This window comes from Nocardia sp. NPDC060255, from assembly GCF_042727395.1.
Lineage (GTDB): Bacteria > Actinomycetota > Actinomycetes > Mycobacteriales > Mycobacteriaceae > Nocardia.
On record NZ_JBHXAU010000011.1, the window covers coordinates 68,242 to 80,206 of the forward strand.

The 11,965-nt window shown below is 67.2% G+C and carries 7 protein-coding genes and 1 pseudogene; 7 read left to right on the plus strand and 1 reads right to left on the minus strand.

The annotated features are described in order from the left end of the window. Positions 1-53: 53 nt before the first annotated feature. Positions 54-497, plus strand: a complete 444-nt coding sequence (locus ACFWF1_RS21085; RefSeq protein ID WP_379282134.1) for a sterol carrier family protein — start codon at positions 54-56, stop codon at positions 495-497. Between the two features lie 161 nt (positions 498-658). Further along, complete coding sequence (locus ACFWF1_RS21090) at positions 659-2,686, plus strand: ATP-binding protein (protein ID WP_379282135.1); 2,028 nt, start codon at positions 659-661, stop codon at positions 2,684-2,686. 1 nt (position 2,687) lies between these two features. On the opposite strand, the gene ACFWF1_RS21095 is transcribed toward ACFWF1_RS21090, so the two are convergent. Further along, positions 2,688-3,965 carry a DUF3533 domain-containing protein gene (locus tag ACFWF1_RS21095; RefSeq protein ID WP_379282329.1) on the minus strand — a complete coding sequence of 426 codons (1,278 nt, stop codon included), beginning with the start codon at positions 3,963-3,965 and terminating at the stop codon, positions 2,688-2,690. A 234-nt stretch (positions 3,966-4,199) separates the two neighbouring features. On the opposite strand from ACFWF1_RS21095, the gene purF reads away from it, so the two are divergent. The 5 genes and pseudogenes from purF to ACFWF1_RS21120 all read left to right on the plus strand — a co-directional run bounded on the left by purF (position 4,200) and on the right by ACFWF1_RS21120 (position 11,827). Next, entirely contained in the window at positions 4,200-5,780 is a 1,581-nt protein-coding gene (gene purF / locus ACFWF1_RS21100) for an amidophosphoribosyltransferase (protein ID WP_379282136.1), read from the plus strand. 482 nt (positions 5,781-6,262) lie between these two features. Beyond that, the gene (locus ACFWF1_RS21105) at positions 6,263-7,879 is read left to right on the plus strand and encodes an ABC transporter substrate-binding protein (RefSeq protein ID WP_379282137.1); all 1,617 of its coding nucleotides are present in this window, start codon (positions 6,263-6,265) and stop codon (positions 7,877-7,879) included. Positions 7,880-8,001: 122 nt separating this feature from the next. Next, positions 8,002-9,012 (plus strand): ABC transporter permease, encoded by a 1,011-nt coding sequence (locus ACFWF1_RS21110; protein WP_379282331.1) that lies wholly within the window; start codon positions 8,002-8,004, stop codon positions 9,010-9,012. 29 nt (positions 9,013-9,041) lie between these two features. Next, positions 9,042-9,965, plus strand: a pseudogene (locus tag ACFWF1_RS21115) (ABC transporter permease); the annotation flags it as partial. Positions 9,966-10,135: 170 nt separating this feature from the next. Next, positions 10,136-11,827, plus strand: a complete 1,692-nt coding sequence (locus ACFWF1_RS21120; protein ID WP_379282138.1) for an ABC transporter ATP-binding protein — start codon at positions 10,136-10,138, stop codon at positions 11,825-11,827. Positions 11,828-11,965: the final 138 nt, after the last annotated feature.

The window sequence follows — 11,965 nt, forward strand, 5'->3', positions numbered from 1 at the left end:
AGCCACAGGGCCGGGCCACAACCCGGCCCTTTCGGCATGCGTGGCCGGTGTCGATGGCCGAACGGGTGGCCGACGGCCTGTTCGGGGCCGGTAATCTCGGCGAGGTGGCGCGACAATCGGTGAGTCCGGCCGAGCTCCGGTCGGCGGTGGCTGCGGTCAGTGCATGGGTGCTGGACGAGACAGTGAACGCCCCTGGGCGTACCGAGCTCGCGGCGGCGGTCCGTGCCACCGCGCGCACGCTGGCGGCCTCGGCCCCCGGGCATTCGGTGGAGGTGCGGGTGCCGCCGTTCGTCGCGGTGCAGTGCATCGAGGGCCCGCGGCACACCAGGGGCACCCCGCCCAATGTGGTCGAGACCGACCCGCGCACCTGGCTGCTGCTGGCCACCGGCCTGCTGGATTTCGCCACCGCCCTCGACTCCGGCGCCCTCACCGCGTCGGGCAGCCGCGCGGCCGAGGTCGCCCACTGGCTGCCGATCGCGCGCGCCGCAGCGAGCTGAGCCGATGCCCGCGCGATCGCGCGGCGGTTGCCGAAATCGAAACCGGAACCGGACCGTCCGTTATGAAGCGGAGGTCGGATGTTCAGGCGGTGGACAACCGGCGGGACGAGGATAGGCCCCGAGCGGATTTTCGGCTACCGCTCGAGCATTGGGGGCCGACCATGGAAGACACTGACGGACAGCACAAGTACACGATGCGGATCAGTCGACTCACCATCGACAAACTCGGTATCCGCCTCTACGACCGCGTTTCCGCGGTCCTCGCCGAATTGATCGCCAACTCCTACGACGCCGACGCCACCACGGTGGAGGTGTCGCTGCCCTGGGGCGTGATGCTGGCGGGCACCTTGCATTCGGCCGAACACGAGCCGTACCGAATCGTGGTGCGGGACAACGGTCATGGCATGACGGCCGCCGAGATCAACGAACACTATCTGCGGGTCGGCTCGGATCGCCGGATGCGGGTCGGCTCCGATCTGTCCCGCCTGCTGGAGCGACCGGTGATGGGGCGCAAGGGCATCGGCAAACTCGCCCCGTTCGGCATCTGCCGCACCATCGAGGTGATCTCGGTGGGCGGCGCGGACAGCGAACGCACGCCCGAGGGCTGGCCGGTGGCGAACATCGTGATGAGCCTCGACGATATGGTGTCCGACACCGAACGCGACTATCACCCGCGTCCCGGCCCGCGCGACGGCACCTTCGGCACGGTGCGCGGCACCACCGTGATCCTGCGCGACTTCCTGCGCAAGCGGGTCGGCACCGGACCCGAACTCAGCCGCCAGCTCGCCGCCCGGTTCGGGCTCGAGCGCAGCGACTGGCAGGTGCAGGTGCACAACAGCATCGCCGAACGCGGTGTGCCGCAACGGTTCGTGCTGCGCGACCTGCCCATCGACCTGCTGGCGGAGACCAAGATCGACGTGGCCAAGCGTCCGGTCCGGCTCGGCGACCGCTTCCTGCCGGTCACCGGCTGGGCGGCCTACTCAAAGCAGCCCTATCGGGACGACGCGATGGCGGGCGTACGGATCTACGCGCGCGGCAAGCTGGTCGCGCAGACCCGCGACTTCGGCATCACCGAGGGCTTCACCGGGGAATACAAGCTGCGCTCCTACCTGGTCGGCGCGGTGCACGTGGATTGGCTGGACGACGAGGAGGATCTGGTTCGCTCCGATCGCCAGGACATCCTGTGGAATTCCGAACGCGGCGAGGCGCTTTCGGTGTGGGGCCGCAACCTGGTGCGCGAACTCGGCAGGCTCGGCGAGCATTCGGTGAAGCGCCGGGTGTGGGAGGAGTTCGTGGAGAAGTCCGGCATTCACGCGACACTGCAGGCGATCGCGCCGCAGGACCGGCTGTTCCGCAAGTCGGTGATGGACGCGGCGCGAATCCTGGTGAACAACAAGGACCGTGCCGCGCTGGAGGACAGGGCGCACATCGACAGCATTGTGCGGCTTGCCCTTTCGCTCGGCCCGCAGCGCAGCCTGCTGGAGACGCTGAAGGAGGTCGCCGAGGACACCGACAATCAGCTCGATGTGGTTGTCGCACTGTTCGAAACGGCCAGGGTGGCCGAGGTCTACTCGCTCGGCCAGATCGCCTCCGAGCGGGTCGCGGTGGTGCACCGGCTGCAGACCCTGATCGACGACCGGCATTCGCTGGAGCGGCCGTTCCAGGAGCTGATCGAGCGGGCGCCCTGGCTGCTCGCGCCGGAGTGGACCCCGCTCGGCATGAACGAATCGCTCAAGCGGGTCCGGGCCAGCTTCGAGCGGTGGTACCGGCAGAAGTTCGGCGCCACCCTGCTCACCACCGCGATCGGCAGCGAGAAGCGCGAGCCGGATTTCGTGCTGCTGCACGACGCGGGGGAGCTGTGGATCGTCGAGATCAAGCGGATGGACTATCACCTCACCGACGAGGAGTACAACCGCGCGATCAACTACCTGTACTCGCTCGACACCTTCCTGAACGAAAACCCGCGTATCGGTGAGCAATTTCCGCGGCGCAGGTTGACCTTCATCGTCGATCACGTCGACCGGTTACGCCCAACCTCACTGTCCTCGCTGGCCGGCGACCGCCGCGTCGACCGCCGCACCTGGCGCGAGCTGCTCGACTCCACGCTGCGCGCGCACCGTGATTTCCTGGACCGCGTCTACGCCATGCGGGTCGGCGAGCAGCCGGAGGCCGACGTCAGCGCCGGGTGATTCAGGCGGCGACGGGCTTGTTGTCGCTGCTGCGGTGCAGCCCCTTGTGGTCGTAGAAGCGGGTGATCACGGCACCGAAGATCAGGCCGATGGCGAGGCCGAGGATGGCCATCCACACGCCGCGGGACAGGCCCGCTTCGAAGCTGGCGTCGAAGTAGAGGATGGCGCGAATGCCGAGGAACACCTGGTGCATCGGTTCGAAGGAGGCGAGCCAGCCGAAGTACTGCGGGGTCGCCTCGATCGGGACGGTGCCGCCGGAGGAGGGCAGGCCGAGAATGATGAACAGGATCAGGTTCACCAGCAGGCCGGCCGACCCGATGGCGGCCAGCGTGGACAGGCCGGTGACGCCGACGGCGATGATGGCCAGCGCGCTGTAGAGGAACAGCGCCAGCGGATGGTCGATCGGCATATCCAGGATTGTGCCGACGGTGAGGAAGACCGCCGAGACGATGTTGGCGGTCACCACCATGACGCCCCACTTGATCAGCAGGGTGTGGAAGCGGGAGATCGGCGTCGGCGGGTAGTGCACGAACCACGGCCCGTATTCGGTGGGGATGAAACCGAGCTGGGCGTCGATCATCGTGTGGATGACCATGGCGCCGACCACCCCGGCCAGCAGCAACAGCAAGGCGTAGAAGAACGCGCTGAGCCCTTGACCGGTGCCGTCGGGCAACGGGTGATATTGCTGGACAACAACTTTCACCGGATCGGCGAGCGCGACCCGCGCCGCGCCGGACAGTTCGGGCGCGGGCGGCGCACCGGGTTGCGGTTTCAGCTGCTCGGTCACCTGGTCGGTGAGCTGCTTGCCGACCTGCTTGTTCACCTCGGTCAGCGCCTGATTGGCAACCCGCAGCACGATCTGGGTGCCGAACGCGCCGGTGCGCGGATTGGTCTGCACGGTGATGATCGGGCGTTCCATCTCACCGGGGATCACGCTGCCGACGCCGAGGATGCCGAGGCGCTTACTGAAGTCGCCCGGAATGACGATCGAGCCGTAGACCTCGCCGGACTGCAGCTGCCGCTCGGCCTCGCTGATGCTGATCACCCGCAGGTCGACCTTGTCCGACGGCACGCCCTTGGCCAGCGCGTCGGTGATCTGGTTCCCGAAGTTCACCTGCTGCTGGCGGTCGGCCGTTTTGATGACATCGCCCACATCTTGGTTCACCAGCGCGATCGGGAAATCGTGCAGATTCTTCTCCGGATCGACGACGTAATCCAGATACATGATGCCGAGCAGTGCCGTCAGCAGCGTGAGCACCGCGATGGGAAACAGCACCATGCGTGCCCACGGCCTGCGCGGCGGTGGCGTCGCCCCGGTGGTCGATCCCGCCCCGCTGCCTGAATCCGCGCTGTCGGTAGTCGTCACGGCTCGCACCGTAACAGCTGCCGAGTCCGAATTCCCCGGCCCGCGCGCCACGCCGATTGCTGCTCGTAAGCGGTGGGGGTGATCGTTATCGAACATTCACCCGTAGACTGGACCGTGCCCCCAGCCCGCCCGAACAGGGAGCAAACGGTGACCAAGGCCGAACTGCCGGTTGACGCTCTTTCCGCCACCCCCGATCAGGTCGAGAACGAGCCACGCGAAGAGTGTGGCGTGTTCGGAGTCTGGGCGCCGAGCGAGGACGTGGCGAAGCTCACGTACTACGGCTTGTACGCGCTGCAACACCGCGGGCAGGAGGCGGCGGGCATCGCGGTATCCGACGGTTCACAGATTCTGGTCTTCAAGGATCTCGGCCTGGTCAGTCAGGTATTCGACGAACAGACCCTCGCGGCCATGCCGGGCCACATCGCCGTCGGCCACTGCCGCTACTCCACCACCGGCGGCGTGACCTGGGAAAATGCCCAGCCCATCTTCCGGACCACCTCGGTCGGCTCCGGACTTGCCTTGGGCCACAACGGCAATCTGGTCAACACCGCCGAATTGGCGGGACGGGCAAGGGAATTCGGGCTGATCGGCGCGACGGTGGCCAACGGCCGCCCGCAGCCGATCGCCGCGACCTCCGACTCCGACGTGATCACCGCGCTGCTGGCGCACGCCTCCGCCGACTCCAGCATCGAGCAGGCGGCGATGGAGCTGCTGCCGACCTTGCGGGGCGCGTTCTGCCTGACCTTCATGGACGAGCACACCCTCTACGCCGCGCGTGACCCGCACGGGGTGCGCCCGCTGTGCCTCGGCAGGCTGGACCGCGGCTGGGTTGTTGCCAGCGAAACCGCAGCACTGGATATCGTCGGCGCCGCGTTCGTCCGGGAGATCGAGCCCGGCGAACTGCTGGCGATCGATGCCGACGGCGTGCGCTCGATGCGCTTCGCCAACCCCGAGCCCAAGGGCTGCGTCTTCGAATTCGTCTACCTGGCCAGGCCGGACAGCACCATCTCCGGCCGCTCGGTGCATGCCACCCGGGTGGAGATCGGCCGCCTGCTGGCCAAGGAACATCCGGTCGACGCGGATCTGGTTATCCCGGTGCCGGAATCGGGCACCCCGGCCGCCGTCGGCTACGCGCAAGGCTCCGGCGTGCCCTACGGCCAGGGCCTGATGAAGAACGCCTACGTCGGGCGCACCTTCATCCAGCCGAGCCAGACCATCCGCCAGCTGGGCATCCGGCTCAAGCTCAACCCGCTGCGCGAGGTCATCCGCGGCAAGCGGCTCATCGTGGTGGACGACTCGATCGTGCGCGGCAACACCCAGCGCGCGCTCATCCGGATGCTGCGCGAGGCCGGTGCGCTGGAGATCCACGTCCGGATCGCCTCGCCGCCGGTGAAGTGGCCCTGCTTCTACGGCATCGACTTCGCCTCGCCGGCCGAGCTGATCGCCAACGGATCCGGGGCGGAAGGCAGCTTCGAGGAGATGGTGGAGGGCGTGCGCCGCTCGATCGGCGCCGACACCCTCGGCTACATCTCCACCGAGGGCATGATCGCCGCCACCGAACAGCCGCGCTCGCGGCTGTGCTGCGCCTGCTTCGACGGCACCTATCCGATCGAGCTGCCCTCCGAGGCGGCCATCGGCAAGAACGTGCTCGAGGGCATGCTCAGCGGGCAGCCGGAGTCCTTGCTGTTGGGCGAGAACGCGAATGCGAGCGCGCTGAGTCGTCCGTGATCCAGCGGGCGGTCGTGCTGCCGCCCGTCTTATGCCGGTAATCCCGACACATCGCTGTCGCGATTCCCAGCACATCGCCGTCGCGTTTTCGAGCACATCGCTGTCTCGATTTCGACCGCTTTTTCTCTCCTCGGTGACCACCGGTCAGTGCCATGAGCCATGCCCAAAACATGGCGTGCGCACGGCGGGTCGATCACGCGCGTCGCGAGTGCCCGACCGATTTTGTCCGCTGGTGCGCCGTGACGTCTTCGAGACATCGAAATCGCCGATGTAGCACGTTCCTGGACATTCGTCCGGTGATCTGGCCCGTGCGGTGCGCTATGCGCAACGCGGGCTAACACCCCGGCAATTTTTTCTGTGAAAACGCAACGTGCCGGAAATGGTTCGTGGGTACGGTGCCCGTCAGATCGGAAGTTCATTGCGTCCGCACCAGTCCTGCGATCCAGGACAACGCGGTGCGACGCTCGAGAAGTGGGGCCCTGATGTTGGTTTCTAGAACACCTGGGGGCCGGACCCGGACGCGAACCATCGCGGCCGTCGGCCTGGCGACGCTGGTTGCGTCTGCCTTGGCCGGCTGCGGTTCCGGCCGGACCGGTGATGCTGGTGGCGGTGGTGGCTTGGTAGCCGGCACCACAGACAAAATCTTCTCGCTCGACCCGGCGGCCGCCTACGACAACGGCTCCCTGGTCGCGGAAACGCAGTTTTACCAGTACGTGCTCAACACCGCGCCCGGCGACACCACGCCGAAGCCGGACGCTGCGGAGAAGTGCGACTTCACCTCCCCCACGGTGTACAGCTGCACCATGAAGGCGGGCCTGAAGTTCGCCAACGGCAACCCGTTGACCGCCAAGAGCGTGAAGTTCTCGTTCGACCGGATGCTCAAGATCAACGACCCGAACGGTCCCGCCTCGCTGCTCGGCAACCTGGAGAAGACCGACGCGCCGGACGACCGCACGGTCAACTTCACCCTGAAGGTCGCCAACGACCAGACCTTCCCGGCGATCCTGCCGACCCAGGCCGGCCCGATCGTCGACGAGAAGGTCTACGCGCCGGACAAGGTGATGGCCGACGAGGACGTGGTGAAGAACAAGGGCTACTCCGGCCCGTACACCATCGCCAGCTACGACAAGAACAAGCTGGTCGAATACACGGCGAACCCGGACTACAACGGGGTCCTCGGCACGCCGAAGACCAAGACGGTGTCGACCAAGTACTACGCGACCACCGACAACATGAAGCTCGACCTGCAGAACGGGTCGCTCGACGTCGGCTACCGCTCCTTCACGCCGACCGACATCGGCTCGCTGCGCGGCGACAGCAAGGTCGCGGTGCACGAGGGCCCCGGCGGTGAACTGCGCTACATCGTGTTCAACATGAACACCATGCCGGGCGGCACGCCGGAGCAGAAGCTGGCCGTGCGCAAGGCGCTCGCGTCCACCGTCGACCGCGCCGCGCTGGCCGAAGGCGTCTACAAGGGCACCTACACGCCCGCGTATTCGTCGGTGCCGCAAGGCGTGCTGAGCGCGTCCGAGCCGTACAAGGACATCTACGGCGCGGGCCCGAGCAAGGACAAGGCGACGAAGTTCCTCGCCGACGCCGGCGTCGCGACCCCGGTCGAGCTGAACCTGCAGTACAACCCCGACCACTACGGTTCGAGCAGCTCCGAGGAATACGCGGCGATCAAGTCGCAGCTCGAGGCCAGCGGCCTGTTCCGGGTGAACCTGCAGTCCACCGAATGGGTGAGTTACCAGCGTGAGCGCGCCCGCGACTCGTACCCGCTCTACCAATTCGGCTGGTTCCCGGACTTTCCGGACCCGGACAACTACCTGACCCCGTTCTTCGCGCCGAACAACTTCCTGCAGTCGCACTTCGAGAACCCGGGCATCACCGCCCAGCTGCTCGCGGAGACCACCACGACCGACAAGGACAAGCGGCTCCAGATCCTCAAGGGCCTGCAGACGGACCTGGCACAGAACTTCGTGCCGATCCTTCCGCTGTTGTCCGGCAAGCAGATCGCCGTCTCCGGCAAGAACGTGCAGGGCGTTGACCAGACTCTCGACGCGTCCTTCAAGTTCCGTTACACGGTGCTGAGCAAGTGACATCCGGCGAAGCCGGGCCCGGGACGATAGCTGCTCCAGAAACGAAGCCAGCGCCGGCCCGGGCCCGGCGCTTCGGCGTGCCAGGACTACGGAAGGGCGGCGGCGATTCGCGTCAGCTCGCACTGCTGCGCTATCTGGGCGTGCGACTGCTGCTGATCCCGGTGACCGCCTGGATCCTGGCCACCGTCGTGTTCTTCCTGATGCGCGTGGCGGGCGACCCGATCAGTGCGGCCATGGGTGGGCGAATGACCCAGGAGCAGATCGAGATTCGCAAAACGGCGGCGGGACTGAACCGGCCGATCCTGTCCCAGTACTGGGACTACATCTCCGGCCTGCTGCGCGGCGATTTCGGTAAATCACAGGACAACCGGCAGATCAGCGACGTGATCACCACCTACGGTGCCGCGTCGGCGGAGCTGATGTTCTGGGCGCTCATCGTGGCCTTCGCGATCGGCATTCCGCTGGGCAGGTACGCGGCGACGCACCGGGATTCGCTGTCGGACACCGGCCTTCGGTTGTTCGCGATCCTGGCCTACGCGGCGCCGGTGTTCTTCGTCGGCCTGCTGCTCAAGCTGGTCTTCGCGGTGAAGCTGGGCTGGCTGCCGGTGGCGGGCCGGGCCAGCACCAATGTCGAACTGGCACTGCAGCATGTCTCGCCGAAGACCAACGTCATGTTGATCGACGGATTCCTCTACGGCGACACCGGTTACATCGTCGATGTGCTGAAACACGCTGTGCTGCCTGCGATCGCGCTCGGGCTGCTCACCGCGGGCATCTTCCTGCGGCTGGTGCGGATCAACCTGATCCAGACGCTGCGTTCGGATTACGTGGACGCCGCGCGGGCTCGCGGGCTGTCCCAGCGGGTGGTCACCGGACGACACGCGTTCCGCAACGCGATGATTCCGATCGTCACCGTGATGGGCATGCAGATCGCCATGATGCTCGGCGGCGCGGTGCTCACCGAGACCACCTTCGAGTGGAAGGGCCTGGGCTATCAGCTCGCCCAGTATTTCTCGGCCCGTGACTTCGTCGCGGTGCAGGGCATCGTCGCGTTCATCGCGATCTTCGTCGCGCTGATGAGCTTCCTGGTGGATGCCCTGGTGGCACTGATCGACCCGAGGGTGAGGTTCTGATGACCGCACCGGAATTGTTGAACGAGCCCGTGACCACGCCGGTGGTACCCCCGTCGGCGAAGCGCGGCATACCCGGCCTGCGGCTGTTCTCGATGACCGCCGGATTGCAGCGGGCGACCCTGATCCTGGGTTTGAGCCTGGTCGCGCTGTTCGCCCTCGCGGCGATCTTCGCGCCGCTGCTCGCGCCCTACGGTTTCGCGCAAAGCGCCGCCGACGGCGTCGATTTCGTGCGCCAGCAGGCACCGTCGGCCGACCACTGGTTCGGTACCTCGGTGCGCGGCGAGGACGTGTTCTCCCGGGTGATCTGGGGCGCGCGCACCGCGCTGTTCGTCATCGTGATCTCGCTGGTGCTCTCGCTGTTCGTCGGCGTGCCGCTCGGCCTGCTGTCCGGCTACCTGGGTCGCTGGTTCGACCGGGTGCTGGTGCTGTTCATGGACGCGATGTACGCCTTCCCCACGCTGCTGCTGGCGATCGTGGTGTCCATCGTGGTCGCGGGCGGCCGGTCCACCAGCCTGGGCGGCGTGCTCTCCGCGGCGGTGGCCATCACGGCCGTCTTTGTGCCGCAATACTTCCGGGTGGTGCGCAACGCGACCGTCTCGGTGAAGAACGAGCCGTACGTGGATGCCGCCCGGGTCACCGGCGCGTCCACCGCGCGAATCCTGTTCCGGCACATCTTCGCCAACGTCACCCAGTCGCTGCCGGTGATCGTCACCCTCAACGGGTCCGAGGCCATCCTGACCCTCGCCGGGCTCGGCTTCCTCGGGTTCGGCATCGAGCCGACCCAGGCCGCCGAGTGGGGCTACGACCTGAACAAGGCGTTGTCCGATGTCTCCAACGGCATTTGGTGGACCGGCATCTTCCCCGGTGTCGCCATCGTGCTGGTGGTGCTCGGCATGACGCTGGTGGGTGAGAGCCTCAACGAGGTGCTCAACCCGGTGCTGCGTACCCGCCGGGCGGTCGCCGCGGCGCCGGGCGATGCGATCACCGTCGCGGGCGTCGAGGTCGCCGACCCGAACGAACTCGAAAGTACGAGCGACACAGCCGAAGTCGAGACCGACGGCGCGAAAGCCGTTGGCGACGACGTCGATCTGGTCAAGGACCGCACCGCCGGGAAGGAGACACCATGAGTAACGCACCAGTGGTCACCGACCGCAGCAAACCGGCGCTGTCCATCGAATCGCTGTCGGTCACCTTCGCCACCGACGCCGGACCCGTCTACGCGGTCACCGACGTCTCCTACGAGGTGTTCCCCGGTGAGGTGCTCGCCATCGTCGGCGAGTCCGGCTCCGGCAAGTCCGTGAGTTCGCGCACCGCGATGGGCCTGCTGCCGCTGACCGCGCGGGTGCGCGGGCTGGTCACCCTCGGCACCGAGGCCATCACCTCGATGAACGAGCGGCAGCTCACCGCGCTGCGTGGCGGCGCCATCTCGATGGTGTTCCAGGAGCCGGGCCTCGCGCTCGACCCGCTGTTCACCGTCGGCTTCCAGATCGGCGAGGCGCTGCGCGCGCATTCGAAGATGAGCAAGAAGGACGCGAAGGCGCGGGCGGTAGAACTCCTGCGCATGGTCGGCCTGCCCGACCCGGAGCATCGGGTGGACTACTACCCGCACCAGCTCTCCGGCGGCCAGAAGCAGCGCGTGGTGATCGCCATCGCCATCGCCTGCGAGCCGAAGGTGATCATCGCCGACGAGCCGACCACGGCGCTCGACGTGACGGTGCAGGCGGAAATCCTGGAGCTGCTGCGTGATCTGCGCGACCGGATCGGCAGTGCCATCGTGTTGATCACGCACAACATGGGCGTGGTGGCCGACCTGGCCGACCGCGTCGTGGTGATGCGCAACGGCAAGGTGGTCGAGCAGGCTCCGGTGGACGAGCTGTTCGCCAGTCCCAAGGAGGACTACACCAGGGCGCTGCTCGCGGCCGTGCCACACCTCGGCACCGAGCAGCTGGCGCACGGTCCGGCCGAAGAGATCGCGCCGACCGCCGAGCCGGTGCTCGAGGTGTGCGATCTTGTCGTCGAGTTCCCCGGTTCGTTCGGGCGGCCCGCGTTCCGCGCGGTCGACGATGTGAATCTCTGCATCGGGCCCGGCGAAACCCTCGGCCTGGTCGGCGAATCCGGCTCGGGCAAGTCGACCATCGGCCGCTGCGTCGCCGCGCTGCAACGCCCGACCTCGGGCGTGGTGAAGATCCGCGGGCAGGACATCGCGGGCATGTCCGGGCGCAAGATGAAGCCGATCCGGCGGCGCTTCGGGTTCGTCTTCCAGGACCCGGCCAGCTCGCTGAATCCGCGGCTCACCGTCGGCGAGTGCGTGGCCGAGCCGCTGCTCGTGCACAAGATGGGCAGCGCGGCGGAGATCAAGGCGCGGGCGCGCAAACTGCTCGACGATGTGCAACTGCCCGCCGGCACCGAGCGGCGGTATCCGCACGAGCTGTCCGGTGGTCAGCGTCAGCGCGCGAGCCTGGCCAGGGCCCTGGTCCTCGACCCGGATCTGCTGGTCGCCGACGAGCCGACCAGCGCGCTCGACGTCTCCGTGCAGGCGGCGGTGCTGGAGCTGTTCGGGCAGCTGCAACGCGAATGTGGTTGGGCCTGCCTGTTCATCAGCCACGATCTCGCGGTGGTCGACCAGCTGGCCGACCGGATCGTGGTGCTGCGCAACGGCGCGGTGGTCGAGCAGGGTGATCGTGATCGCATTCTGCGGGCGCCGACCGAGGAGTATACGCAGCGCCTGGTGGCCGCGGTACCGGTGCCGGATCCGGTGGAGCAGCGCAGACGCCGCGCGGAGACCGCGGCGTTGTTCGCGACACAGGTCGGATGACGCGACAAGTTATTTCGTGAGTACATGGGTAACTCGTCGGGTACGCCCAGAACCCGACGAGCAACCTACGGCCGGTCCGGTTGTCAAGTCCCGCGACGCTTTCGACCGGCAAAATACCCGGAGAGGCGGATTAGCGGC